Source organism: Caballeronia grimmiae (assembly GCF_000698555.1).
In the GTDB taxonomy this organism is placed as follows: domain Bacteria; phylum Pseudomonadota; class Gammaproteobacteria; order Burkholderiales; family Burkholderiaceae; genus Caballeronia; species Caballeronia grimmiae.
Window position 1 is genome coordinate 80,413 of sequence record NZ_JFHE01000017.1, and the last position, 24,834, is coordinate 105,246.

Sequence of the window (24,834 nt, forward strand, 5' to 3'; positions counted from 1 at the left end):
AGTTAAGTTGAATTCGGGGTGTAGCTTAGCCTGGTAGAGCGCTACGTTCGGGACGTAGAGGCCGGAGGTTCGAATCCTCTCACCCCGACCAGAATTTGCAAAAACCCGCATGGTCCGCCATGCGGGTTTTTTCTTTTCCAGCCCCCGCTGCGTCATGCCTGGCCGATCGGCCGGGAGGCGAAGCGGGAAAGCCGTCTGCTATAGTCCCTTTCATCATCGCTTCTACTCGATCACCGCGTGGACAACCTTCCCTTATGGGCGCAAATCTGCGCCATCTTCCTGCTTCTCATTCTTTCCGGTTTTTTTTCGATCTCCGAAACCTCGATGATGGCGCTCAACCGCCATCGGCTGAAATTTCTGGCTAGCCAGGGATCGCTGCGCGCCCGGACCACGCAGGGCCTGCTCGCGAAGACCGATCAGCTGCTCTCCGTCATTCTCATCGGCAACAACCTGATCAACACGATCATCCCGGTGCTCACGACGTCGATCGCGCTGCGCACGTTCGGTCACAACAACGTCGTGCTGTCGGTGACGACGGGCGTGATCGCGTTCCTGATCATCGTGTTCGCGGAGATCGCGCCGAAGATCGTCGGGGCGACCTTTCCCGAGAAGGTCGCGTTGCCGGCGAGTCTCGTGCTTGCGCCGCTCATGCGCATCGCGCGGCCGCTCGTGTGGTTCGTCAATCTCTTCGCCAACGCCATTCTGGCCGCGCTGCACATCAACACGAAGGGCGGCCGCGATCAGCGTCTGTCGCCGGAAGAGCTGCGCACCATCGTGCTGGAAACCGGCAGCTTCATGCCGACCAAGCACCGCAGCATCCTGCTGAACCTGTTCGATCTGGAAAACATCTCCGTCGATGACGTGATGATTCCCCGCCGCCGGATCGAAGCGCTCGATTTCGACGCGCCGTTCGACCAGATCCTGCACCAGCTCGAAACCTGCTATCACAACAAGCTCGTTGTTTATCAGGGCGACATCGACCGCGTGCTCGGCATCCTGCACGTACGCAAGACGCTGTCGGCGCTGCATAACCAGGAACTCGAGCGCGAAACGCTGCGCGAACTGCTCATGGAGCCCTACTTCGTTCCCGCCGGCACGCCGGTTTTTCAGCAGCTTCAGTATTTCCAGGAGAGCGGCCAACGCATCGCGATCGTGGTCGACGAATACGGCGAATTGCAGGGCCTCGTCACGCCGGAAGACATCATCGAAGAACTGATCGGCGAGTTCACGACGACGATTCCGCGCGGCGCAGGCTCGCGCGGCTGGGACGAGAACGGCGAGTGCATCGTCCCGGGCAGCATGCCACTGCGGGAACTCAACCGTTGGCTGAAGCTCAGCTTGCCGACGGACGGCCCCAAGACGCTGAACGGTCTCATCCTCGAAACGCTCGAACAAATTCCGGACGGCGACGTATCGGTGCGTATCGCGGGCGTTCATTTCGAAGTCCTGCGCAGCGACGATCAGTCGATCCGCACCGTCAAGATCTTCCGCCCGCCGACGCCGGGCAAGCGCGTGCTGCGTTAGCCATTCGGACGAGTAGGCGCGGGCAAGCGGGCGCGGGATGATCGGCTCATCTCATTTCGCACCGTGCTCCGATGATCTCCGCCTTCCGCGCCGCCGAACCTTCTCTCGACACCGCATCCGATCCCGACTCGCCCGCCGTCTCGCTGCTCGCGAACACCTTGCGCGAAGCGGCCGAGCGCGGCGCGTCCGATATCCACGTCGAGCCGTCCGAGCACGATTGGCGCATCCGGCTGCGTGTCGACGGCGCGTTACACGTGCTGCGCCGTCCGCCACCGCATCTGCGCGATGCATTCGTGACGCGCATCAAAGTGCTGGCGCGCATGGATATCGCCGAGCGCCGCGTGCCGCAGGACGGCCGGCTGCGGCTCGCGCTTGGCGGGGGACAGACCGGCGACTATCGCGTGAATTCGCTGCCGACGCTCTTCGGTGAAAAGCTCGTGCTGCGTCGGCTGGATGCGCTGCCGCCGGACCTTTCGCTTGGCGCGCTCGGCCTGAGCGAAGCGCAAGGCCGCGTCGTCGATTCGGCGATTCGCGCGCCGCATGGTCTCGTTCTCGTCACCGGGCCGACAGGCAGCGGCAAGACCTTGTCCCTCTATTGCTTCCTGCAGATGCTCAACGCCGAAGCGCGCAACATCTGCTCGGTCGAAGACCCGGCCGAAATTCAGCTCGCCGGCATCAATCAGGTCAGCGTACGCGAGAAGGCCGGCCTGAACTTCGCCGTGGCGTTGCGCGCGTTCATGCGGCAGGACCCCGACGTCATCATGGTCGGCGAGATCCGTGACTCGGAGACCGCGGACGGCGCGGTGAAGGCCGCGCAGACCGGCCATCTCGTGCTCTCGACGCTTCACACGAACGACGCGCCTGCCGCGATCGCGCGCCTCATCGACATCGGCGTGGCGCCGTACAACCTTGCGTCGGCGCTGCGGCTCGTGACCGCGCAACGCTTGGTGCGCAAGCTGTGCGAGGCCTGCCGTGCGCGTTCGTCGCTCACGCTCGACGACGGCTTTCGTCCGTTCGAGCCGCGCGGCTGCCCGGCGTGTCATGGCATCGGGTATCGCGGGCGAATCGGTGTGCATCAGTTGATGCCGGTTTCGGATGCGATGCGCGAACTCATCGTCGCGCGGTCGGCGACGCATGCGATCTCGCGGCTCGCGCAATCGGAGGGCATGCCCGCGCTGCGCGACGCCGCTTTCGCTCGCGTGCGCGAAGGCGTGACGAGCGTCGCGGAAGCCGTGGACGCGACGGAGATCGTATGAGCGCGCAAGGATCATCGGACGTCCGCTTCGGCTGGCGCGGCATCGACGCGGAAGGCGCGCGCATGAGCGGAAAGCTCATCGCGGCCGATGCCGCTTCGGCGCGCGCGTCGTTGCGACGGGACGGCGTGATCGTCCTCGAACTCGAAGCGCTCGGCGACGCGCCGCCTGCGAAGGCATCGGCGTCGGATGTCGGCGTTTTCACGCGTCAGCTTGCCGGTCTGTTGCGCGCGGGGCTGCCGCTCGCGGGTGCACTCGAAATGCTCGGCGACGCGGGCGGACGTGGCGGCCTGCCGCGCATCGTGCGATCGCTTGCACGCGACATCACGCGGGGCGTGCCGTTTTCGGCCGCGCTCACGCGTCATCCGGGGGCGTTCGGCGCGCTTTATTGCCAGCTCGTCGCGGTCGGCGAAGTGGCGGGCGCGTTGCCCGCCGTGCTCGCGCGGCTCGCCGATGATCAGGACCGCGCCAGCGCCCAGCGCGCGAAGTTGCGTGCCGCGCTCGCCTATCCGGTGATGGTGCTGCTGCTGTCGCTCGCGATCACGGCGGGCTTGCTGATCGGCGTAGTGCCGACATTCAAGACGATCTTCGATGGCTTCGGCGCCGCGCTGCCCGCGCCGACGCGCTTCGTGCTCGCGTTGTCCGATGCCGTCGCGCATCATGCCGTGCCGTTCACGGCGCTCTGCGTCTGCGCGGTGCTGGCCGGTGCACGATGGCTCCGGCGTTCCCCCCGCGCCCGCGAAACCGCGGACCGCATTGCGCTGAAGCTGCCGATCGTCGGCGCGCTGCTGCGGTCGCTCGCCGTCGCCCGATGGAGCCGCGCGCTCGGCACCTTGCTCGCGGCCGGCACGCCGCTATCCGACGCGTTCGATTCCCTCGCGCACGCCACCGGCAATCAGGTGTTCGACCGCGCGACCGTCGAGATCGCGGCGCGCCTGCGCAACGGCGAACGTCTGGCTTTCGCGATGCGCGCGCTCGGCTGCTTCCCTCGGGACGTCGTGCAACCGATCGCCGTCGCGGAAGAATCCGGCTCGCTCGACGCAATGCTGCTCGATCTCGCCGCGCTCGCCGATCGTCAGGTGGACGAGCGCATCGGCACATTCGCGAGTCTGTGCGAACCGCTCGTCATCACGGTGCTGGGCGCGCTGGTGGGCGGCCTCGTCATCGCGATGTATCTTCCGATCATCCAGCTCGGCAACGTGGTGTAGCATCGCGGGCCAAAGACATCGCATCCAGATCATGCAGCCTCCGTTCGATCCGTCCGCCGCGCACCATGCGAGCGATTACCTGGCGCCGTTCGCGGCTTTGCCGGTCGTCGCGCAATACGCGTTCGCCGTCGTGTTCGGGCTGGTCATCGGCAGCTTTCTGACGGTCGTCGTGCATCGCTTGCCGGTCATGCTCGAACGCGCGTGGCGCGCCGAATTCGATTCCGCCGTGCCCGATGCTTCCAAAGCGCCCGCCGACGCGTATCCCGCGCGCTTCAATCTCGCGGTGCCGCGCAGCGCATGTCCGCATTGCGGTCACGTGCTGCGGGCATGGGAGAACATTCCGGTCCTGAGCTATCTCGCGCTGAGAGGACGATGCGCCTCGTGCGGCGCGCGCGTCAGTCCGCGCTACCCGTTGATCGAACTGGCGACCGCCGCGCTGGCAGCACTCTCGCTTTACGCTTACGGGCCCGACTGGCCGGCACTCGCGGCATTCGGCCTGTGCGCGACGCTGCTGGCTGCGAGCCTCATCGATTACGACACGCGCTATCTGCCCGACGTGCTGACGCTGCCGCTGCTGTGGGCGGGGCTGATCGTCAATCTGGGCGAAGGCGGATTCGCGACCCTTCACGACGCAGTCACCGGCGCGATCGCGGGCTATGTCTTTCTGTGGTGCGTGTACTGGATTTTCAAACTGGCGCGCGGCGTCGAAGGCATGGGCTACGGCGACTTCAAGCTGCTGGCCGCAATCGGCGCATGGCTCGGATGGGCCTCGCTCGCGCAAGTAGTCCTGATCTCGGCGGTGGCGGGCGCGGTGTTCGGCATCGTCGCAACGTGGCGGGGCCGCATGAGCTTCGAAGAGCCGTTGCCGTTCGGGCCGTTCCTTGCGGCGGGCGGGGCGATCACCCTGTTCGTCGGCACGCCGCTTTACGCATTGTTCGGATGAAGACAAGGAGCAGCAGATGTTCAGCATCGGGCTGACGGGCGGCATCGGAAGCGGTAAGAGCACGGTCGCGGACCTGTTCGCGGCGCGCGGCGTGCCGCTCATCGATACGGACATCATCGCGCATCAGGTGACGGCGCCGGGCGGCGTCGCGATGCCGCTGATCGCGAGCGAATTCGGCAGCGGCTTCCTGGCGCCCGACGGCTCGCTTGACCGCGCCCGAATGCGCGAACTCGTCTTCACCGAGGACACCGCCAAAGCCCGCCTCGAAGCCATCCTGCATCCGCTGATACGCGCCGAGACCGAGCGTCAGCGCCAGGCGGCGAGCGGCCCGTATCACATCGTCGTGGTGCCGTTGCTCGTCGAATCGGGGAACTGGGCTTCGCGGGTGTCGCGCGTGCTCGTCGTCGACTGCCCGGTGGAGACGCAGATCGAGCGCGTCATGCGGCGAAACGGCTTCCCGCGCGAGCAGGTGCTGGCGATCATCGCGAAGCAGGCATCGCGCGAAACGCGGCTCGCGGCAGCAGACGACATCGTGCGGAACGATGAAGCCGCCACGCTCGAAACACTCGCAACTCAGGTCGACGAACTCCACGCGCGTTATCTGGAACTCGCCGGGTGACGGTTTTCGAGTGTTGAATATCGAAGAAGTTGCGGATTTTGCCGGGAAAAGCGGTAAATGCGGCGAGAATGTGGCGCGATTTGCTAGGGTTCGGATGCGGCATTAGAATGTGCTGACTTCCGCTCATGGAAGCAACCGACCCACGCCGAGGCGAGCGCGCTTGATCCTTTACGAGTATCCCTTCAACGAGCGAATCCGGACGCTGCTGCGTCTCGAAGACTTGTTCGAGCGCTTCACGTTCTTTCTGACGCAGGAAGATCCTCGGGAGCATCATGTGGCGCTGACCACGCTCTTCGAAATCTCGGAAGTCGCGGGGCGCACGGACCTCAAAGCCGACTTGATGAAGGAACTGGAGCGCCAGCGTCAGACGCTCGCGCCGTTTCGCGGCAATCCGGGTATCGAGCAGGAGGCGCTGGAAGCCGTCCTTGGCGAAATCGAACAAACGCTCGCCGGTTTGGGCGACATGCACGGCAAGACCGGCCAGCATCTTGCGGACAACGAATGGCTTGCCAGCATCCGCAGCCGCACGATCATTCCCGGCGGCACCTGCAAGTTCGATCTGCCGTCGTATTACGCGTGGCAGCAGTTGCCCGTCGAACAGCGCCGTCAGGACATCGCGAGCTGGGTCATGCCGATGCTCGCCCTGCGCGACGCCGCTGCCATCGTGCTTCGGCTTGCGCGCGAGTCGGGCCAGGCGTCGAAAGTCATGGCGATGCAGGGAAGCTATCAGCAGATGCTCTCGGGCCGCACCTACCAGTTGATGCAGGTGCGCGTGTCGCCCGAAGTGCGCGTCATTCCGGAAGCGAGCGCCAACAAGTACATGCTGTGGGTGCGTTTCACCGTGCAGGACGGCGATCTGAAACCGCGCCCCGTCGATGTCGACGTCCCGTTTCATCTGACGCTTTGCAGCCTTTGAACCGCGCGGTCCGGCCTCATATAGTCGATTGTCGATTCAACGCCGGCTCAACTCGCCACGCCTCACCGTCATGACCACTGTCGTCAAATGTCCGACCTGCGCCAAGGAAGTGCGCTGGGTCCCGGAAAATCGCTATCGTCCGTTCTGCTCGGAGCGTTGCAAGCAAATCGATTTCGGCGCCTGGGCGGCCGAGAAGTACAAGATTGCGGGCAATTCGCAGGAAACGCCGCCGGACGACGATTCGCACGGCGGCCTCAACTAGCGGCCTCGCGGCTTCAACGCTCCGCTTCCGCCTCGAGCCAGTTCAACACCGGAATCGCGGCGGGCAGAAGCGGCGCGACCGCCACCGGAAGCGCCTGCCACGCGATCGCCTGCCCCTCGCGGCCACGGGGCGTCCCGCTCCAGCCGGTCACCTTGCAGAAAAAGAGACGCACGTAGGCATGCGGATAGTCGTGCTCCAGCGTGCGCCAGAGTTCGCACGCGGTCACGTCGATGCCCAGTTCCTCGTGCAGTTCGCGCGAAAGCGCCGCCTCGACGCTCTCGCCCGCTTCCAGCTTGCCGCCCGGAAACTCCCAATAGCCTTCGTACGGCTTGCCGTCGGGCCGCTGCGCGAGCAGATAGCGTCCGTCCGGCTGAACCATCACGCCGACGGCTACCTCGGTCACCTTGCGGCCATCGGGCGCGACGTCCGTTCGTGCTTCGTTCATGCCGCTCATTGCTTGCGGCCCGACCAGTCGCGCGCAAACTGCCACGCCACGCGGCCCGAGCGTGAACCGCGCTCGAGCGCCCAGACCAGCGCGTCGCCGCGCGCGCTTTCGATTTCGGCCGCCTCGCAACCGAAGTGTTTCAGCCAGTGGCCGACGATCGTCAGATAGTCGTCCTGCTTGAACGGATAGAAGCTCACCCACAACCCGAAACGCTCGGACAACGAAATCTTCTCTTCGACGACTTCGCCCGGATGAATCTCGCCGTCGGGCATGTGCTTGTACGACTCGTTGTCGCTCATGTACTCGGGCAGCAGATGGCGGCGGTTCGACGTCGCGTAGATCAGCACGTTGTCCGACTGGGCGGCCACCGATCCATCAAGCGCGACCTTCAGCGCCTTATAGCCCGATTCGCCTTCCTCGAACGACAAATCGTCGCAGAACACAATGAAGCGCTCGGGCCGCGCCGAGATCAGATCGACGATATCGCCGAGATCGTGGAGATCGTCCTTGTCGACTTCGATCAGACGCAGGCCGTCTTTCGCGTACGCGTTCAGGCACGCCTTGATGAGCGAGGACTTGCCCGTTCCGCGCGCGCCCGTCAGCAGCACGTTGTTGGCGGGCAGCCTGTTCACGAACTGCCGCGTGTTCTGCTCGATGAGCCCTTTCTGGCGATCGATGTTCTGCAGGTCGTCGAGCGAAATGTCCGAGATGGCGGGCACCGGCTGCAAAAAGCCGCGCCCCTGCCGCTTGCGCCAGCGGAAAGCCACCGCGGATTGCCAGTCGATATCGGGCGCGGCAGGCGGCAGCATGCCTTCGATACGCGCCAGAACCGCTTCGGCGCGCGTGAGAAATTGTTCGAGTTTGTCCATGTCTCTTTCTTTGCGCGCCGGTTCAGCGCGCGTTACGAGCGGTAATCGGCGTTGATGCTGACGTAATCGTGCGAGAGGTCGCAGGTCCAGACGGTTGCCTCGGCGTTGCCACGGCCGAGCACGACGCGAATCGCGATTTCGCTTTTCTTCATCACGCGCTGGCCGTCTTCTTCGCGATACTCAGGATTGCGCCCGCCGGCCTTTGCGACGAGCACGTCGTCGAGATACAGGTCGATCTTGCCGACGTCGAGGTCCGTGACGCCCGCATAGCCGATGGCGGCCAGGATACGGCCGAGGTTCGGATCGGATGCGTAGAACGCGGTCTTGACGAGCGGCGAATGACCAATCGCGTAGGCGATCTGGCGGCATTCAGCAACATCCTTGCCGCCTTCGACCGTGATCGTCATGAACTTTGTCGCGCCTTCGCCATCGCGCACGATCAGTTGCGCGAGTTCTTGCGCCACTGCCGTCACGGCGTCGCGCAGCGCGGCGTAGGCCGGCGCATCCGTCGACGTGATCGCGGGCAGGCTCGACTTCCCCGACGCGATGAGGATGAACGAATCGTTCGTGGAAGTATCGCCGTCGATGGTAATGCAGTTGAACGAGCGATCCGCCACGTGCTTCACGAGCTCGTCGAGCACCGGCTGCGCAACGGCGGCATCGAAGGCGAGGAAGCCGAGCATCGTCGCCATGTTCGGCTTGATCATGCCCGCGCCCTTGCTGATACCGGACAACGTAACCGCATGACCGTCGATCTGCACTTGGCGCGACGACGCTTTCGGCAGCGTGTCGGTCGTCATGATGGCTTGCGCGGCGTCGAACCAGTGAGCGGGCTGCTGATTGGCGAGCGCGGCGGGCAGACCGGCTTTCAGGCGATCGATCGGCAGCGGCTCGAGAATCACGCCGGTCGAGAAAGGCAGAATCTGCTGCGGGTCGACGCCCGCGAGACGCGCGAGTTCGGCGCAGGTTTCGCGGGCGTGCGCCATGCCTGGCTCACCGGTACCCGCGTTCGCGTTGCCCGTGTTGACGACCAGCGCGCGAATGCCCTTGCCCCCGGCGCGCACCGCGTCCAGATGTTCGCGGCACACCGTCACCGGCGCGGCGCAGAAGCGGTTTTGCGTGAACACGCCCGCGACGGTCGCGCCTTCATCGACGCGAATCACGAGCACGTCCTTGCGATTGGGCTTGCGGATGTTCGCTTCGGCCCAGCCTAGCGTGACGCCTGGAACCGGATGTAGCGCGGCGGGATCGATCGAGGGGAAGTTGACAGCCATGTTCGCGACTCGCTGATGGTGGCGAGTGCCGGCCCGATGCGCCGGCACGCTGTGAAAGACTGACGCCGCCTGAAGCTGTGATGCTGCGGACGGCGCCGTGAAACGCTCGGGGCGCGCAGCGCGGCCCGGTTGAGACCTGCAAAGACAAACGACGCATTGCTGCGTCGCTCGTCCGTTTTGTCGATCAGAAAGCGCTTATGCCAGCTTTCCGTGACAGTTCTTGTACTTCTTCCCGCTGCCGCACGGGCACGGGTCGTTGCGGCCGACCTTCGGCACTTCGTCGGACGGGCGCGTGGCCACGGTGATGTCGTCGCTCGCCGCCATCGCCTGATTGACCATCTGCGCGGTGGCGGTCGCCGCAGCGGCGGCTGCCGGCGTAGCGGCCGGCGCGGCGGCCGCGTTGAAGTCCGCGTGCGTGAACGACACGTTCTCCAGATGGCTGCCCTTCTCTTCGTACTGCTCGGCGGCTTCTTCCAGTTGCTCCGGCGACTGGATCTGCACGTTCATCACGACGCGCGTGACTTCCTGCTTCACGGAATCGAGCATCGCGGCGAAGAGTTCGAACGCCTCGCGCTTGTATTCCTGCTTCGGATTCTTCTGCGCATAGCCGCGCAGATGGATGCCCTGACGCAGATGATCGAGCGCGGCCAAATGCTCGCGCCAGCGGCTGTCGAGCGTCTGCAGCATGATCGAGCGTTCGAATGCGCTGAACGATTCGCGGCCCACGAGCGCGACCTTCGCCTCGTACGCTTCGTCGGCGGCGGAAAGCACGGCTTCGGAGATTTCCTCGGCGTCGATCGAGTTGGACTCGTTGATCATCTCCTGAATGGCCAGATCCAGCGACCACTCGTTGCGCAGCACTTCCTCGAGTTCCGGCGCGTCCCACTGTTCTTCGATACTGCCCGCCGGAACGAACGTGCGCACTAGATCGCTGATCACGCCGTGACGCATCGCGGCGATGGTCTCCTGCACGTCGTTCGCTTCGAGCAACTCGTTGCGCTGCTGATAGATGACCTTGCGCTGATCGTTGGCGACGTCGTCGTACTCGAGCAGTTGCTTGCGGATGTCGAAGTTGCGCGCTTCGACTTTGCGCTGCGCGCCTTCGATCGAACGCGTGACCATGCCCGCTTCGATCGGCTCGCCTTCCGGCATCTTCAGGCGGTCCATGATCGCGCGGACGCGGTCGCCCGCGAAGATGCGCAGGAGCGGATCGTCCAGCGAGAGATAGAAACGCGACGAGCCCGGATCGCCCTGACGGCCCGCGCGGCCGCGCAACTGGTTGTCGATACGGCGCGATTCGTGACGCTCCGTGCCGATGATATGCAGCCCGCCCGCAGCCTTCACGTGGTCGTGCAGCGTCTGCCATTCGTCGTGCAGCTTCTGGATGCGTGCGGCTTTTTCTTCTTCGGGAATCGAAAGATCCGCCTCGATGAACGACGCCTGCTTCTCGACGTTGCCGCCGAGCACGATGTCCGTGCCGCGACCCGCCATGTTCGTCGCAATGGTCACGACGCCCGGCCGGCCCGCTTCCGCGACGATCGCCGCTTCGCGTGCGTGCTGCTTCGCGTTGAGCACTTCGTGACGCACGCCCGCCTGCGTCAGCAAGCCGGACAGCAACTCCGACGCTTCGATCGACGTGGTGCCGACGAGCGTCGGCTGGCCGCGCTCGACGCAATCGCGGATATCGCGGATGACGGCGTCGTAACGTTCCTTCGACGTCTTGTAGATCTGGTCCTGCTTGTCGACGCGCTTCGGCGGACGGTTCGTCGGAATCACGACCGTTTCGAGGCCGTAGATTTCCTGGAATTCGTACGCTTCGGTGTCCGCCGTGCCGGTCATGCCGGACAGCTTGGAATACATGCGGAAGTAGTTCTGCAGCGTGATCGAGGCGAGCGTCTGGTTCTCCGCCTGAATCTGCACGTGCTCTTTCGCTTCGACGGCCTGATGCAAGCCGTCCGACCAGCGGCGGCCGGTCATCATGCGGCCCGTGAATTCGTCGACGATCACGACTTCGCCGTTTTGCACCACGTAATGCTGATCGCGATGGAAGAGCGTATGCGCGCGCAGTGCCGCATAGATGTGATGCATCAGCGTGATGTTCTGCGGCGCGTAGACACTTTCGCCTTCGCCGATCAGGCCCCACTCGACGAGCAGACGCTCCGCCTTCTCGTGGCCCGACTCGGTCAGGAACACCTGACGCGCTTTCTCATCGAGCGTGTAGTCGCCCGGCTTCTCGACGCCCGTGCCGTCCGCCTTCTCCTCGCCGATCTGCATTTCGAGCAGCGGCGGCAGCGCGTTCATGCGCACGTAGAGGTCGGTGTGGTCTTCGGCCTGGCCGGAGATGATGAGCGGCGTACGCGCTTCGTCGATGAGGATCGAGTCCACTTCATCGACGATCGCGAAATTGAGCGGCCGCTGCACGCGCGCATCGGTCTCGTAGACCATGTTGTCGCGCAGATAGTCGAAGCCGAACTCGTTGTTCGTGCCGTAGGTGATGTCCGCCGCGTAGGCTTCCTGCTTCTGCGCGTGCTGCATCTGCGACAGATTCACGCCACACGAGAGCCCGAGGAAGTTGTACAGGCGAGCCATCCATTCGGCGTCGCGCTGGGCGAGGTAGTCGTTGACCGTCACGACGTGCACGCCCCGGCCCGACAGCGCGTTCAGATACGCCGCGAGCGTGGCAACGAGCGTCTTGCCCTCGCCGGTGCGCATTTCGGCGATCTTGCCGTAGTGCAGGACCATGCCGCCGATCAACTGGACGTCGAAGTGGCGCATCTTCAAGACGCGCCGGCTCGCCTCGCGACAGACGGCGAAGGCTTCGGGCAAAAGCACGTCGAGCGACTCGCCGCCGGCGACGCGCTTGCGGAACTCGTCCGTCTTCGCGCGCAACTGATCGTCCGAATATTTCTCGACGGTCGGCTCGAGGGCATTGATCGCCGCAACGGTCTTTTGGTACTGCTTGATCAGCCGCTGATTGCGGCTGCCAAAAATCTTCTGAAGGAAACCGGTCGTCATCGGATCAGTGTCTGCGTCGCGGCTTCGGAGGACGACAGTTTAAACCTGCGTCCGGGCTCCAAAAAACCTCGGCGACTTAAGTCCATGGGGTGAAATTCGAATCGGGAATTTTAGCACGCGAGTCAAGCACGCCTTGCGTCGGCGTGGGCTCGCGGACGTCGGCGGAACGCGACAGTCAACCGCTTGAAAGCTCCGCTGCGCGGGCGTCGGTACAAGGCATCCGGGCGTTCCGGGCGGCAGGCTCGCGGTACAATCGATGGGTCGCGTCACGCGTCCGTCGATTAAGAAATGAGCCGTTTTTCTACAAATTCAAGGTATCCGCCCAGGCGGCTGGACCCGCGCCGGCCGCAAGCCGTCGCTGACGTGCTCGGCCAGACCGATGCTTTCCGCGCATTGCGTGCCGGCGTCGAGCAAATGGCGGCGCTGCAACGCGATCTGACGGCGCTTTTGCCGGATTATCTCGCCGCCAACATCGAACCCGGCTTCATCAAGGATGGCGTGCTCGCGCTCTTCGCCGCGCACAATGCGCTAGCGGCGCGTCTGCGTCATATGGAGCCTCGCCTGCTTGCCGATCTTCAACAACGCGGCTGGGCGGTCGATTCGCTGCGAATCCGCGTGCGTCCGCAAGCGGTGAGAGAAGCGGCGCCGCCCAAGCAGGCGCGCATGTCGGCGGCGGGCGCATCGGCATTGCATGAGCTGGCTGAGTCGCTGGCGCCGTCGCCGCTGCAGGAGGCGCTTGCGCGCATGGCGGCACGCCACCAGGGCCGCGGACAAAAAAAATGAGCGGCGCTTTCGCTGCCGCTCACCTTGTTCCGCTTGCCGCTTGCCGCTTGCCGCTTGCCGCTTGCCGCTTGCCGCCGCCGATGATCAGGCGAATGCGGTCTGCGTATCGAACGCGAAACCGCGTGGCGCTTTCTGCGTGTCGTCGAACGTGACGATTTCATAGGCGTCTTCGTTCGCCAGCAGTTCGCGCAGCAGCATGTTGTTCATCGCGTGGCCGCCCTTGTACGCCTTGTACGCCGCCAGCAACGGATGTCCGGCTACATACAGGTCGCCGATGGCGTCAAGCATCTTGTGCTTCACGAACTCGTCGTCGTAGCGCAGGCCGTCGTTATTCAGGATGCGGTACTCGTCCAGCACGATCGCGTTGTCCATGCTGCCGCCGCGTGCAAGGCCCAGTTCGCGCATCATTTCGACTTCGTGCGCGAAACCGAACGTGCGTGCGCGCGCGATATCGCGAACGTACGACGTGGTCGCGAAGTCCACTTCCAGCGCCTGCCCCGTCTTGTCGACGGCGGGATGACGGAAGTCGATAGTGAAGCTCAGCTTGAATCCGAAGTACGGCTCGAGGCGCGCGAACTTGTCGCCGTCGCGCACTTCGACCGGCTTCCTGACCTTGATGAATTTCTTCGGCGCGTTCTGCTCTTCGATACCCGCCGACTGAATCAGAAACACGAAGGAAGCCGCGCTGCCGTCCATGATCGGAATCTCTTCGGCGGTCACATCGACGTACAAGTTGTCGATGCCCAGACCCGCGCACGCCGACATCAGGTGCTCGATGGTCGACACGCGCGCGCCGTCCTTCTGCAACACCGATGCGAGCCGGGTGTCGCCGATTGCCATGGCCGAGACCGGAATGTCCACCGGCTGCGGCAGGTCGACCCGCGAGAAGACAATGCCCGTTCCCGCCGGCGCCGGTCGCAGCGTCAGATCGACCTTGCGGCCGGAGTGAAGGCCGATTCCCACGGTTTTGACGACGGTCTTGATTGTTCGCTGCTTCAACATGATTTTAGTCCGATAGCATTCCCGATAAAGAGAATTAATCGCACGCAGAATTCTAATAGATCGAAGTATACTCGATTCGGAACATTTCGTCCCAAACCAAGGCGTATCAACTGTTTCCCTGTGTTACGCCGCGATCTCGGGAGAGTCAAGTGAAACGGGCCGATGGCCGGAATGGAGGCATTTCCGGTCATCGGCCCTAAGTTGTCGCCGATTGCGAGGACGTCTTTCAGCGTTGCGTAACTACAACGACACGCAACGCGACGCCACTGCCATCAGGTCAACGTCGCCAGGATGCTTCGAGCGTCGCTGACTTCGAACTTGCCGGGCGCTTCGACAGCGAGCGTCTTGACCACGCCGTTGTCGACCACCATCGCGTAGCGCTGGGAACGGATTCCCATGCCGCGCTCGGTCAAATCCTGATCCAGTCCGAGTGCCTGAGTGAAACGCGCACTGCCGTCCGCAATCATCTTCACCTTGCCCGCGGTTTGAAGATCGCGTCCCCACGCGTTCATCACGAACGCGTCGTTGACGGAAACGCACCAGATTTCGTCGATGCCCGCGGCGAACAACTCGTCCGCTGCGTCGACGTAGCCCGGCACGTGCCTGCCGGAGCACGTTGGCGTGAACGCGCCCGGCAATCCGAAGATCACCACGCGCTTGCCTGCGGCCCGCTCGCGCGCCGGGAACCCGTTCGGTCCCACGGCACAGCCCTCGCTCGCCACTTCGATGAACTCGAAGAGACGCGCATCAGGCAACGTTTCACCCACTTCGATCATGCTCGGTCCTTCCCTCGTCAGTGCCCGGACATCCCTGGCGCTCATTCGTCCCGCAGTGCCACCGATGCGTGCTTCGACGGTTCAGGTTTCATTTGCCTTCGGCAAATTCGCGGGCGGCTGGCCACGGCCTGGCGTCGTTACTTCGACGCGGCCTTGGACAGTCGCCCCACGCGAAACCTGCATCGCCGGTTCACGCTCGACGTGCCTGCGGTGGCTGGACTGCTCGTGCCAGCAACCGAAAGGCGCGGGGCCTGTCAGTCCGCTTGCTTGCGCAGGAACGCGGGGATGTCGTACGTATCGACGCCCTTCTCCTGCAATGCCTGCACATGCGATGCCGCGGTTTCACGCGTCGAGCGCCACACTGCCGGCGTATCGAGTTGACCGTAGTCCGTCGTCTGACCGTGCTGCGGCGCGTAGTTGCCATGCGCTGCATGCGCGACCGGCTGATTGTCGGTGCCCGTGCGCAGAAGCGTCATCGGCGCTTGCTGCTGCTTCTTCGCCGCACGGCCCAGGCCCGTCGCGACCACGGTCACGCGCAGGGCATCGCCCATTGCGTCGTCGTACACGGCGCCGAAAATCACCGTGGCGTCGTCGGCTGCGTAGGACTTGATCGTGTTCATCACTTCGCGGGTTTCAGACAGACGCAGCGAACGGCTCGACGTGATGTTCACCAGCACGCCGCGCGCACCCGACAGGTCCACGCCTTCGAGCAGCGGGCTCGCCACGGCCTGTTCAGCCGCGAGACGCGCACGATCGACGCCGGCAACCGTCGCCGTGCCCATCATGGCCTTGCCCTGCTCGCCCATCACCGTCTTCACGTCTTCGAAGTCGACGTTGACGAGACCATCGACATTGATTATTTCAGCGATGCCCGCGACGGCGTTGTTCAGCACGTCGTCCGCGCACTGGAAGCACTTGTCCATCTCGGCGTCGTCGCCCATCACTTCGAAGAGCTTGTCGTTCAGCACGACGATCAGCGAATCGACGTGATCTTCCAGTTGCTGCGAGCCGGCTTCAGCGACGCGCATGCGGCGGCCGCCTTCGAACTCGAACGGCTTGCTGACGACGCCGACCGTCAGAATGCCCATTTCCTTCGCAATCTGCGCGACGACCGGCGCCGCGCCCGTACCCGTGCCGCCACCCATGCCCGCGGTGATGAACACCATATGGGCGCCACGGAGCGCGTCGGCGATGCGCTCGCGTGCATCTTCCGCCGCTTCCTTACCCTTCTCCGGCTTGGCGCCTGCGCCCAGGCCGGTCATACCCAATTGCAGGACCGCCGGCGCGCGCGAGCGAGCCAGCGCCTGCGCGTCGGTGTTCATCACGATGAAATCGACGCCCTGCACACCCCGATTGATCATGTGCTGAACGGCGTTGCCGCCCGCACCGCCAACTCCGACCACCTTGATGATCGTTCCGTTGGTTTCCGTTTCCAGCATTTCGAAATCCATGTTGCCTCCGTCAAGAATGAAGATCGGCGTTATCCGGTGAGAGATCGGGCAACCTCTCGCCGCGCGCTAGCCGCCGGTACCGGCGCGAATTATATTCACTGCTTACATAAATTTGTTCGTACTGCTGTGCTGCGCTCGGGCTTTAGAAGTTTCCGAGGAACCAGTCCTTCATTCGCGTGAGCACTTGCCCCATCGATCCGTTCTGCACCGCGACCTTGCGGCCGCGCATGCGCTGCGAGCGTCCTTCGGCGAGCAGGCCCATCGCGGTCGAGTAGCGCGGGTTGCGCACGACATCCGCGAGACCGCCTGCATACTCCGGCACGCCAATGCGCACCGGCTTCAGGAAGATGTCTTCGCCGAGTTCGACCATGCCGGGCATCATCGCCGCGCCGCCGGTCAGCACGACGCCGCTCGACAGCAGCTCTTCGTAGCCGGATTCGCGCACGACCTGCTGCACGAGCGAGAACAGTTCTTCGACGCGCGGCTCGACCACCGCCGCCAGCGCCTGGCGCGACAACGTGCGCGGACCGCGTTCGCCGAGGCCCGGCACTTCGATCATTTCGTCCGGATCGGCGAGCGCCTGCTTCGCGATGCCGTAGCTCACCTTGATGTCTTCCGCGTCGGGCGTCGGCGTGCGAAGCGCCATCGCGACGTCGCTCGTGATCTGGTCGCCGGCGATCGGAATCACCGCCGTATGACGGATCGCGCCTTCGCTGAAGATCGCGATATCGGTCGTGCCGCCGCCGATATCGACGAGCACGACGCCCAGTTCCTTCTCGTCCTCGGTCAGCACCGCGAGCGACGACGCAAGCGGTTGCAGAATGAGGTCGTTCACTTCGAGCCCGCAGCGGCGCACGCACTTGACGATGTTCTGCGCCGCGCTCACCGCGCCCGTGACGATATGCACCTTCACTTCGAGGCGGATGCCGCTCATGCCGATCGGCTCGCGCACGTCCTCCTGCCCGTCGATGATGAATTCCTGCGTCAGGATATGCAGCACCTGCTGATCGGTCGGGATGTTGATGGCCTTCGCCGTCTCGATCACGCGCGCGACGTCGGTCTGCGTCACTTCCTTGTCCTTGATCGCGACCATCCCGCTCGAATTGAAGCTGCGGATGTGACTGCCCGCGATGCCGGTGAAGACGTTGGTGATCTTGCAATCCGCCATCAGCTCGGCTTCCTCGAGCGCGCGCTGAATGGACTGCACCGTGGCCTCGATATTGACCACGACGCCCTTCTTCAACCCCTTCGAGTCGCTCTGACCGAGTCCGATCACCTCGTAGTGGCCCTCGCCCTTCAATTCGGCGACGATCGCGACCACCTTCGACGTTCCGATGTCGAGGGAAACCAGCAGGTCTTTGTAGTCTTTGCTCATAGCGTGCTCATGCCTGTGATGTCTGCTTACTTCTTGGCCTTGTCGGTGTCGTTGATGAAGCGCATGCTGGCGGCGCGTATCGCGAAGCCATTGGGGTAACGCAAATCCGCATATTCGATCTCCTTGCCCCACCGCCCCGTCACGGAGGGCCACGATGCGACGAACCGCCTGGTGCGGTCATACAGCGTGTCCTGATTGCGCTCGCGGCCGAGCTCGATCTGCGTGCCGTTCGAGAGCTTGACCGTCCACGCGAAACGCGGCGACAGCGTCACTTCCTCGGGCTGCGCATCGAGCGGCGCAAACCACTTCTGAAAATCGTGATAACGCGCGACGACTTCCTTCGCCGTGCCTTCCGGACCGTCGAACGCGGGCAGGTCGTCGTCGAGCTCGCCCTGATTCGCGGTGAAAAGCTCGCCGTCGACGCTCACCAGTTGATCGTTGCCCCACGTGCCGAGCGGCTTGTACTCCTCGAGCGTCACCGCGAGGGCGTTCGGCCATACGCGGCGCACGCTCGCATGACGCACCCACGGCATCTGTTCGAACGCGGTCCGCGCGGTATCGAGATCGACGGTGAAGAAGTTGCCCTTCAAATGCCCGACCACGCTCGCACGCACCGTGGGCGTATTGATGTGCTGCGTGTCGCCGTCGATCTGAATTTCGCGCAGGCGGAACTCGGGACGCTGGATCGCCCATACGCCCGCGGCGCATAGCAGCATCAGCACGAGCATGGCGTGCAGCGCGCTGGCGGCCAGGTTCATCTGGCGAACGTTGTTCCACATGGCTCGTGCTTCGTCTTGTTCCGTTGATCCTGCGTTAGCTCGTAAGCGTGAGCGACAACACCTTCACGACCAGGTCCTTGTAGCTGATGCCGACCGCCCGCGCGGCCTTCGGCGGCAGCGAGTGATCGGTCATGCCAGGCGCGGTGTTCACTTCGAGGAAGTACGGGTTGCCGTCCGCGTCCAGCATGAAATCGGCGCGGCCCCAGTCGGTGCAGCCGAGCATGTCGAATGCGCGCTGCGTCAACTGCTTCATGCGCGTTTCCTCCGCGTCGGTCAGGCCGCAGGGAATCAGGTATTGCGTGTCGTCGGCGACGTACTTCGCGTGGTAGTCGTAGAACTCGCCCGCCGGAATGATCCGGATGACCGGCAAGTCGAGATCGCCCGCGATGCAGCACGTGTACTCGCCGCCGCCTTCGATGCTCTTCTCGACGATCACGATCTTGTCGAACTGCGCAGCCTGCTCCAGCGCCGGCACGAGCGACTCTGCGTTCTTCACCTTGATGACCGCGACGCTCGATCCTTCGCTCGCGGGCTTCACGAAGAGCGGCAGGCCGAGCCTGGCGATGATGTCCTGCGCGCGCGATGCATAGTCGTCGCCGCGCACGACGGTCTCGAACGGCGGCGTCGGGATGCCGGTCTGCTGCCACACGAGCTTCGTGCGCAGCTTGTCCATGCCGAGCGCGGACCCGAGCACGCCGCTGCCGGTGTACCGGATGCCGTAGAAGTCCAGCGCGCCCTGCAACTGGCCGTTCTCGCCATAACCGCCGTGCAGCGCGATGAACGCGCGCTCGAAGCCCTCGGCTTTCAGATCGGAGAGCGGACGCTCGGCGGGATCGAACGGATGCGCGTCGACGCCGGCGTCCCGCAGTCCTTCGAGCACGAGCCGGCCCGAATTGAGCGAGACTTCGCGCTCCGCGGAATTTCCGCCGAGAAGCACGGCCACTTTGCCGAAGACTTTCGGATCGATGTTGTTCACTGTGTTGCTCATTGCGTCGCTCATTGCTGTCATCACTGCGGCTGGCTCTGCGCGAGCCGCCCGCATACACCGCCGATGGAACCCGCGCCCATCGTGATTACTACATCGCCATTGCGCGCGATCGTCGTCAGCGCGTCGGGCACCTCGTCCACCGTTTCGACGAACACCGGCTCGATCTTCCCGGCGACGCGGATCGCACGCGCGAGCGCGCGGCCATCGGCGGCGACGATCGGCGCTTCGCCGGCTGCGTAGACATCGGTGAGGACGAGAGCGTCGACCGTCGAGAGCACCTTGACGAAGTCCTCGAAGCAGTCGCGCGTGCGCGTGTAGCGATGCGGCTGGAAGGCAAGCACGAGACGCCGGTCGGGAAATGCACCGCGCGCCGCCGCGACCGTCGCGGCCATTTCGACCGGGTGATGACCGTAGTCGTCGATCAGCGTGTACGCGCCTTCGTTGTCAGTCGTCTTCACTTCGCCGTAGCGCTGGAAGCGCCGGCCGACACCGTTGAAGTCGGCGAGCGCCCTCTGGATATCGGCATCCGCAACTTCGAGTTCAGTCGCAATCGCGATGGCCGCGAGCGCGTTCTGCACGTTGTGCAGGCCGGGCAGGTTCAGCACGATATCGAGCGGCGGCGCGTCTTCGCGCATCGTCGTGAAATGCATGCGGCCGCCGCGCGCCTCGACGTTCACCGCGCGCACTTGCGCCTCCGCGCCGATGCCATAGCGGATGATCGGCTTCGACACGAACGGCAGGATTTCGCGCACGTTCGGGTCGTCGACGCACAGCACCGCGATGCCATAGAACGGCAGCCGGTGCGTGAACTCGATGAACGCCTGCTTGAGCCGCGCGAAGTCGTGGCCGTAGGTGTCCATGTGATCGGCGTCGATGTTCGTGATGACTTCGATCACCGGGAAAAGATTCAGGAACGACGCGTCCGATTCGTCCGCTTCGGCGACGATGAAATCGCCCGTGCCGAGCCGCGCGTTCGCGCCGGCGCTGATCAGCCGTCCGCCGATCACGAAGGTCGGATCGAGCCCGCCCGCGGCGAGCACGCTCGCGACGAGCGACGTGGTCGTGGTCTTGCCGTGCGTGCCGGCAATCGCGATGCCCTGCTTCAGGCGCATCAGTTCCGCGAGCATCACGGCGCGCGGCACGATCGGCACGCGGCGATGGCGCGCGGCGAGCACTTCGGGATTGTCGGGCCGCACGGCCGTCGATACGACGACCGCATTCGCGCCTTCGATGTTCTCTTCGCGATGACCGATCTCGACACGCGCGCCGAGCGCACGAAGCCGCTCCGTGACCGCGTTTTGCGCGAGGTCCGAACCGCTGACCTGATAACCGAGATTGAGCAGCACTTCAGCGATGCCGCTCATCCCCGCTCCGCCGATGCCGACGAAGTGAATGTGCTTGACGATATGTTTCATGTCTTAATGTGCCTCCCGAGCTTGCGCGTTCAGACGCGCGCCGGCCACGTCGGCGCAGATGCTCGCGACCCGTTCGGTCGCGTCCGGCTTCGCCAGCGCGCGCGAGCGCACGGCCATTTCGGCGAGCGTCTCCCGCGACTGCGCACGCAACCAGCCGGCGAGCTTTTCCGCCGACAAATCGCGTTGTTGTATCAATTCAGCAGCGCCGTTCCTGGCGAGGAACGCGCCGTTGGTCGTCTGGTGATCGTCGACGGCGAACGGGAACGGCACGAAAAGCGCGGCCACGCCGACCGCCGCGATTTCCGAAACCGTCATCGCGCCCGAGCGGCAGATCACGAGATCGGCGGATGCGTAAGCACTTGCCATGTCCTCGATGAACGGCACCAGTTGCAAGTCCTCACCGCGCGCCAAACCCGCCGCCGCGTAGTTCGCTTCCAATGCTTCGATGTGCTTTGCGCCCGCCTGATGCACGATGCGCGGACGAACATCGGCGGGAAGCAACGCAAGCGCTTTCGGCACCGTTTCGTTCAGCGCGGCAGCGCCAAGACTTCCGCCGACCACGAGCACGTTCAGCTTTCCCGAGCGAGCGGCGTAGCGTTCTTTGGGCGGCAATGTCTCGTTAAGTTCCGCACGAATCGGATTGCCGGTCCATTCGGCATTCGGCAACGCATCGGGGAACGCGACGAGCACCCGCTTCGCAAGATGCGCGAGTACCTTGTTTGCGAGGCCCGCGATCGAATTCTGTTCGTGCAGCACGAGCGGACAGCCCGCGAGCTTGGTCATGACGCCCGCCGGGAACGTGATGTAGCCGCCCATGCCGAGCACGACGTCCGGCCTGACCTGGCGCAGCACGCGCAGACTTTGCGAACACGCGCGCAGCAGGTTCACGGGCAGCATCAGCTTGGTCTTGATGCCCTTGCCCCGCACACCGCCGAAGCGCACGGCTTCCATCGGAATGCCGTGCTTCGGGACGAGCGTCGCTTCCATGCCGCTCGCGTTGCCGAGCCACACGACGCGCCATCCGCGCGCCTGCATCCAGTGCGCGACGGCCAGCCCCGGAAACACGTGGCCGCCGGTGCCGCCGGCCATGACCATCAGCGTGCGGTTGTTCTGCGCGGTCATACCTTTCCTCCGCGCATCAGGACGCGATTCTCATAGTCGACGCGCAGCAGTACCGCCAGCGCGACGCAGTTCAGCAAGATGCCCGAGCCGCCGTAGGAAACGAGCGGCAGCGTGAGACCTTTGGTCGGCAAGAGGCCTAGGTTCACGCCCATGTTGATGAAGGTCTGCGCGCCGAACCAGATGCCGACGCCCTTGGCCATCAGCCCCGCGAACGTGCGGTCGAGCGCGAGCGCCTGACGGCCGATTTCGAACGCGCGGCGCACGATCCAGTAGAACAGCAGAATGACGCAGATGACGCCGACGAAGCCCAGTTCTTCGCCGATCACCGCGAGGATGAAGTCGGTATGCGCTTCGGGCAGATAGTTGAGCTTCTCGACACTGCCGCCCAGTCCGACGCCGAACCATTCGCCACGCCCGAATGCGATGAGCGAGTGCGTCAGTTGATACGCCTTGCCTTGCGCGTAACGGTCGTCCCACGGATCGAGATACGCGAAGATCCGCTCGCGACGCCACGGCGAGAGCCACACGAGCATCGCGAACGTGCCCACCGCCGTCAGCACGAGGCCGCCGAACAGCTTGCCGTTCACGCCGCCGAGAAACAGCACGCCCATTGCGATCGCGGCGATCACCATGAACGCGCCCATGTCCGGTTCGAGCAGCAGCAGCGCGCCGACCGCGCCGACCGCGACGGCCATCGGCAGAAATCCCTTGCCGAAGCTATGCATGAACTCCTGCTTGCGGACCGTGTAGTTCGCGGCGTAAATCGTGACCGCGAGCTTCATGATCTCCGACGGCTGCATGTTCGAAATGCCGAGCGGAATCCAGCGGCGCGCGCCGTTCACGCCCTTGCCGATGTGCGGAATCAGCACGATGATCAATAGCACGAGCGCGAGCAGAAACAGCTTCGGCGCGTACTTCTCCCACGTCTTCACCGGAATCTTGAAGGCGATGACCGCGCCGACGAGCGCCGTCGTGACCGACACGAGGTGACGCACGAGGAAGTGATAGTCGCGGTATTGCGCGTACTTCGGCGAATCGGGCATGGCGATCGACGCCGAATACACCATCACGATGCCGAGACCGAGCAGCGCGATCATCACCCACAGCAGCGAATAATCGTAGTCGAGCATGCGCGAGCGCGCGGGACGCACGCCGTTGACCGCGCTCGAAATGCCGTCTGCGCTCTCCGTGCGGCGGACACGCGCGCTCGCGCCTGAAACTCCGGCGAGCGAGTCGTTCGCCACCGCGTTGCGCTGGCCGGTCAGTTTCGATCCGAAGCGTTCCGACCAGCTCATAGCATCACTCCCCGCGCTGCGGCGATTTCTTCGACCGCGCCGCGAAACACGTCGGCGCGGTGTGCATAGTTCCTGAACATGTCGAGGCTCGCGCAGGCGGGCGAGAGCAACACGGCGTCGCCGGCCTCCGCGATGCGCGCGGCCGCGTGCGTCGCGGCTTCGAGCGTCGCGTGATCTTCGAGCGCGACGCCCGTCGATGCGAGCGTCTCGCGAATGCGCGGCGCGTCACGGCCGATCAGCATCACCGCGCGAGCCCAGCGCGCGACCGGCGCTTCGAGCGGCGAGAAGTCCTGGCCCTTGCCATCGCCGCCGGCGATCAGCACGACGCGCTGCGCGAGGCCATCGAGCGCGGCGACCGTTGCGCCGACGTTGGTGCCCTTGCTGTCGTCGACGTAATCGACGCCATCGATCTGAGCGATCACTTCCACGCGATGCGGCTCGCCCCGGTACTCACGCAGGCCGTGCAGCAACGCGGCGAGCGGCAGGTCGATGGCGCGCGCGAGCGCCAGCGCGGCGAGCGCGTTGGCGGCGTTATGCAGGCCACGAATGCGCAGCGCATCGGACGGCATGAGGCGCTTGGCGACGACGTTCGGCGCGGCCGCCTCCTGCTTGCGACGGCGCGATGTCGCCGGTTCGGTGGCCGCGTCGCGATCGATGCCTTGCGCGAGCCACGCGATGCCGTTGTCGCGCAGCAAGCCGTAGTCGCCGAGAGCCGACGGTTCATCGAGGCCGAAGGTCACGACGCGGCCCGGCGCAACGTTGGCCGCGAGCGCCATCGTGCGCGCGTCGTCGCGATTCAGCACGCGTGTGGTGCGCGGGCCGAAGATACGGCCCTTCGCGGCGGCGTAGGCATCGAGGCCGCCGTGCCAGTCGAGATGATCCTGCGTGATGTTGAGCACCGCGGCGGCATCCGGCTCGAAGGTATGCGCGGTTTCAAGCTGGAAGCTCGACAACTCGAGCACCCACACATCGGGCAATGCGGTTTGATCGATGGCTTCCGCGAGCTTGTCGAGCATCGCCGGGCTGATGTTGCCCGCCACTGCAACGCGCTTGCCCGCGCGCTCGCACAGAAGACCGGTGAGCGCGGTCGTCGTGGTCTTGCCGTTCGTGCCGGTGATCGCGAGCACCTTCGGCTGATAGCCGTTCACGGCGAGTCCCGCGAGCGCCTGCGCGAAGAGTTCCAGTTCGCCCCATACGGGGATGCCGCGTTCTTTCGCCGCGGCGACGAGCGGCGCGAGATCCGGCGCGAGCGGCGACAGACCCGGGCTCACGGCGACGAGTTCGATACCGCCGTCGAGCAGTTCGGTCGTGAACGCGCCGCCGACGAAGTCCGCATCGATGTTATGGATGACGAGCTCGGACAGGTTCGGCGGATTCTCGCGCGTGTCGGCGATCCGCAGGCGGCAGCCGTGCCTGGCGCACCAACGCGCCATCGCGAGGCCGGATTCACCGAGCCCCAGCACGAGCACCATCGGACTTTGCCGACCGGAAAACTTCTCGCCAAACATCGCTTTACCTTT

The 24,834-nt window shown here is 64.6% G+C and carries 22 protein-coding genes and 1 tRNA gene; 9 read left to right on the forward strand and 14 right to left on the reverse strand.

Annotated features, from left to right (window positions below; translation table 11 throughout):
• The first annotated feature begins 14 nt into the window (after positions 1 to 14).
• The 8 genes from BG57_RS18145 (at position 15) to yacG (ending at position 6,725) form a co-directional block, all read left to right on the forward strand.
• Positions 15 to 91: transfer RNA gene (locus tag BG57_RS18145), tRNA-Pro, on the forward strand.
• A 146-nt stretch (positions 92 to 237) separates the two neighbouring features.
• A complete protein-coding gene (locus tag BG57_RS18150; RefSeq protein WP_035966837.1) occupies positions 238 to 1,524 on the forward strand; it encodes an HlyC/CorC family transporter in 1,287 nt (428 codons plus the stop codon).
• Between the two features lie 71 nt (positions 1,525 to 1,595).
• On the forward strand, positions 1,596 to 2,780 hold the full coding sequence (locus tag BG57_RS18155; RefSeq protein ID WP_035966839.1) for a GspE/PulE family protein: 1,185 nt from the start codon (positions 1,596 to 1,598) through the stop codon (positions 2,778 to 2,780).
• Positions 2,777 to 3,985: a type II secretion system F family protein gene (locus BG57_RS18160; RefSeq protein WP_035966841.1), complete on the forward strand. Its 1,209-nt coding sequence runs from the start codon at positions 2,777 to 2,779 to the stop codon at positions 3,983 to 3,985. The genes BG57_RS18155 and BG57_RS18160 overlap by 4 nt, the downstream gene beginning before the upstream one ends.
• 31 nt (positions 3,986 to 4,016) lie before the next feature.
• The gene (locus tag BG57_RS18165) at positions 4,017 to 4,928 is read left to right on the forward strand and encodes a prepilin peptidase (RefSeq protein WP_035966843.1); all 912 of its coding nucleotides are present in this window, start codon (positions 4,017 to 4,019) and stop codon (positions 4,926 to 4,928) included.
• 16 nt (positions 4,929 to 4,944) lie between these two features.
• Positions 4,945 to 5,547 carry a dephospho-CoA kinase gene (gene coaE / locus BG57_RS18170; RefSeq protein ID WP_035966844.1) on the forward strand — a complete coding sequence of 201 codons (603 nt, stop codon included), beginning with the start codon at positions 4,945 to 4,947 and terminating at the stop codon, positions 5,545 to 5,547.
• 160 nt (positions 5,548 to 5,707) lie between these two features.
• Positions 5,708 to 6,463, forward strand: coding sequence for a cell division protein ZapD (gene zapD / locus BG57_RS18175; RefSeq protein WP_035966846.1), 756 nt, complete (start codon positions 5,708 to 5,710; stop codon positions 6,461 to 6,463).
• A 70-nt stretch (positions 6,464 to 6,533) separates the two neighbouring features.
• A complete protein-coding gene (gene yacG, locus BG57_RS18180; RefSeq protein ID WP_035966849.1) occupies positions 6,534 to 6,725 on the forward strand; it encodes a DNA gyrase inhibitor YacG in 192 nt (63 codons plus the stop codon).
• A gap of 13 nt (positions 6,726 to 6,738) precedes the next feature.
• On the opposite strand, the gene BG57_RS18185 is transcribed toward yacG, so the two are convergent.
• From BG57_RS18185 to secA, 4 genes are all read right to left on the reverse strand, one after another.
• Complete coding sequence (locus BG57_RS18185) at positions 6,739 to 7,170, reverse strand: NUDIX domain-containing protein (protein ID WP_035966915.1); 432 nt, start codon at positions 7,168 to 7,170, stop codon at positions 6,739 to 6,741.
• A gap of 5 nt (positions 7,171 to 7,175) precedes the next feature.
• Positions 7,176 to 8,039: an ATP-binding protein gene (locus BG57_RS18190; protein ID WP_035966850.1), complete on the reverse strand. Its 864-nt coding sequence runs from the start codon at positions 8,037 to 8,039 to the stop codon at positions 7,176 to 7,178.
• Between the two features lie 32 nt (positions 8,040 to 8,071).
• Positions 8,072 to 9,313 carry a bifunctional glutamate N-acetyltransferase/amino-acid acetyltransferase ArgJ gene (gene argJ / locus BG57_RS18195; protein WP_035966851.1) on the reverse strand — a complete coding sequence of 414 codons (1,242 nt, stop codon included), beginning with the start codon at positions 9,311 to 9,313 and terminating at the stop codon, positions 8,072 to 8,074.
• Between the two features lie 195 nt (positions 9,314 to 9,508).
• Complete coding sequence (gene secA / locus BG57_RS18200) at positions 9,509 to 12,328, reverse strand: preprotein translocase subunit SecA (RefSeq protein ID WP_035966852.1); 2,820 nt, start codon at positions 12,326 to 12,328, stop codon at positions 9,509 to 9,511.
• Between the two features lie 288 nt (positions 12,329 to 12,616).
• On the opposite strand from secA, the gene BG57_RS18205 reads away from it, so the two are divergent.
• The gene (locus tag BG57_RS18205) at positions 12,617 to 13,111 is read left to right on the forward strand and encodes a DciA family protein (RefSeq protein ID WP_035966854.1); all 495 of its coding nucleotides are present in this window, start codon (positions 12,617 to 12,619) and stop codon (positions 13,109 to 13,111) included.
• 84 nt (positions 13,112 to 13,195) lie between these two features.
• Here BG57_RS18205 and lpxC read toward each other — a convergent pair whose 3' ends face one another.
• The 10 genes from lpxC to murD all read right to left on the reverse strand — a co-directional run bounded on the left by lpxC (position 13,196) and on the right by murD (position 24,822).
• On the reverse strand, positions 13,196 to 14,113 hold the full coding sequence (lpxC, locus tag BG57_RS18210) for a UDP-3-O-acyl-N-acetylglucosamine deacetylase (protein WP_035966855.1): 918 nt from the start codon (positions 14,111 to 14,113) through the stop codon (positions 13,196 to 13,198).
• A 272-nt stretch (positions 14,114 to 14,385) separates the two neighbouring features.
• On the reverse strand, positions 14,386 to 14,889 hold the full coding sequence (locus BG57_RS18215; RefSeq protein ID WP_035966856.1) for a peroxiredoxin: 504 nt from the start codon (positions 14,887 to 14,889) through the stop codon (positions 14,386 to 14,388).
• A gap of 254 nt (positions 14,890 to 15,143) precedes the next feature.
• Positions 15,144 to 16,340 carry a cell division protein FtsZ gene (gene ftsZ / locus BG57_RS18220; protein ID WP_035966858.1) on the reverse strand — a complete coding sequence of 399 codons (1,197 nt, stop codon included), beginning with the start codon at positions 16,338 to 16,340 and terminating at the stop codon, positions 15,144 to 15,146.
• A 142-nt stretch (positions 16,341 to 16,482) separates the two neighbouring features.
• Positions 16,483 to 17,715: a cell division protein FtsA gene (gene ftsA, locus BG57_RS18225; protein ID WP_035966862.1), complete on the reverse strand. Its 1,233-nt coding sequence runs from the start codon at positions 17,713 to 17,715 to the stop codon at positions 16,483 to 16,485.
• Positions 17,716 to 17,741: 26 nt separating this feature from the next.
• Entirely contained in the window at positions 17,742 to 18,494 is a 753-nt protein-coding gene (locus tag BG57_RS18230) for a cell division protein FtsQ/DivIB (protein WP_035966865.1), read from the reverse strand.
• A gap of 34 nt (positions 18,495 to 18,528) precedes the next feature.
• A complete protein-coding gene (locus BG57_RS18235) occupies positions 18,529 to 19,470 on the reverse strand; it encodes a D-alanine--D-alanine ligase (protein ID WP_035966917.1) in 942 nt (313 codons plus the stop codon).
• A gap of 32 nt (positions 19,471 to 19,502) precedes the next feature.
• On the reverse strand, positions 19,503 to 20,897 hold the full coding sequence (gene murC / locus BG57_RS18240) for a UDP-N-acetylmuramate--L-alanine ligase (RefSeq protein ID WP_035966868.1): 1,395 nt from the start codon (positions 20,895 to 20,897) through the stop codon (positions 19,503 to 19,505).
• 3 nt (positions 20,898 to 20,900) lie between these two features.
• The gene (gene murG, locus BG57_RS18245; RefSeq protein ID WP_035966869.1) at positions 20,901 to 22,019 is read right to left on the reverse strand and encodes an undecaprenyldiphospho-muramoylpentapeptide beta-N-acetylglucosaminyltransferase; all 1,119 of its coding nucleotides are present in this window, start codon (positions 22,017 to 22,019) and stop codon (positions 20,901 to 20,903) included.
• Positions 22,016 to 23,314 carry a putative lipid II flippase FtsW gene (gene ftsW, locus BG57_RS18250; RefSeq protein WP_035966871.1) on the reverse strand — a complete coding sequence of 433 codons (1,299 nt, stop codon included), beginning with the start codon at positions 23,312 to 23,314 and terminating at the stop codon, positions 22,016 to 22,018. The genes murG and ftsW overlap by 4 nt, the downstream gene beginning before the upstream one ends.
• Positions 23,311 to 24,822 (reverse strand): UDP-N-acetylmuramoyl-L-alanine--D-glutamate ligase, encoded by a 1,512-nt coding sequence (murD, locus tag BG57_RS18255; protein WP_035966873.1) that lies wholly within the window; start codon positions 24,820 to 24,822, stop codon positions 23,311 to 23,313. Before murD ends, ftsW begins: the two co-directional genes overlap by 4 nt.
• Positions 24,823 to 24,834: the final 12 nt, after the last annotated feature.

What these genes read in the sequence shown, in the direction of transcription:
- BG57_RS18155 (WP_035966839.1), top strand. Translation starts at nt 1,596, where the DNA reads ATGATCTCCGCCTTCCGCGCCGCCGAACCTTCTCTCGACACCGCATCC.
- BG57_RS18160 (WP_035966841.1), top strand. Translation starts at nt 2,777, where the DNA reads ATGAGCGCGCAAGGATCATCGGACGTCCGCTTCGGCTGGCGCGGCATC.
- BG57_RS18165 (WP_035966843.1), top strand. Translation starts at nt 4,017, where the DNA reads ATGCAGCCTCCGTTCGATCCGTCCGCCGCGCACCATGCGAGCGATTAC.
- coaE (WP_035966844.1), top strand. Translation starts at nt 4,945, where the DNA reads ATGTTCAGCATCGGGCTGACGGGCGGCATCGGAAGCGGTAAGAGCACG.
- yacG (WP_035966849.1), top strand. Translation starts at nt 6,534, where the DNA reads ATGACCACTGTCGTCAAATGTCCGACCTGCGCCAAGGAAGTGCGCTGG.
- BG57_RS18185 (WP_035966915.1), bottom strand. Translation starts at nt 7,170, where the DNA reads ATGAACGAAGCACGAACGGACGTCGCGCCCGATGGCCGCAAGGTGACC.
- BG57_RS18190 (WP_035966850.1), bottom strand. Translation starts at nt 8,039, where the DNA reads ATGGACAAACTCGAACAATTTCTCACGCGCGCCGAAGCGGTTCTGGCG.
- argJ (WP_035966851.1), bottom strand. Translation starts at nt 9,313, where the DNA reads ATGGCTGTCAACTTCCCCTCGATCGATCCCGCCGCGCTACATCCGGTT.
- secA (WP_035966852.1), bottom strand. Translation starts at nt 12,328, where the DNA reads ATGACGACCGGTTTCCTTCAGAAGATTTTTGGCAGCCGCAATCAGCGG.
- BG57_RS18205 (WP_035966854.1), top strand. Translation starts at nt 12,617, where the DNA reads ATGAGCCGTTTTTCTACAAATTCAAGGTATCCGCCCAGGCGGCTGGAC.
- lpxC (WP_035966855.1), bottom strand. Translation starts at nt 14,113, where the DNA reads ATGTTGAAGCAGCGAACAATCAAGACCGTCGTCAAAACCGTGGGAATC.
- BG57_RS18215 (WP_035966856.1), bottom strand. Translation starts at nt 14,889, where the DNA reads ATGATCGAAGTGGGTGAAACGTTGCCTGATGCGCGTCTCTTCGAGTTC.
- ftsZ (WP_035966858.1), bottom strand. Translation starts at nt 16,340, where the DNA reads ATGGATTTCGAAATGCTGGAAACGGAAACCAACGGAACGATCATCAAG.
- ftsA (WP_035966862.1), bottom strand. Translation starts at nt 17,715, where the DNA reads ATGAGCAAAGACTACAAAGACCTGCTGGTTTCCCTCGACATCGGAACG.
- BG57_RS18230 (WP_035966865.1), bottom strand. Translation starts at nt 18,494, where the DNA reads ATGTGGAACAACGTTCGCCAGATGAACCTGGCCGCCAGCGCGCTGCAC.
- murC (WP_035966868.1), bottom strand. Translation starts at nt 20,897, where the DNA reads ATGAAACATATCGTCAAGCACATTCACTTCGTCGGCATCGGCGGAGCG.
- murG (WP_035966869.1), bottom strand. Translation starts at nt 22,019, where the DNA reads ATGACCGCGCAGAACAACCGCACGCTGATGGTCATGGCCGGCGGCACC.
- ftsW (WP_035966871.1), bottom strand. Translation starts at nt 23,314, where the DNA reads ATGAGCTGGTCGGAACGCTTCGGATCGAAACTGACCGGCCAGCGCAAC.
- murD (WP_035966873.1), bottom strand. Translation starts at nt 24,822, where the DNA reads ATGTTTGGCGAGAAGTTTTCCGGTCGGCAAAGTCCGATGGTGCTCGTG.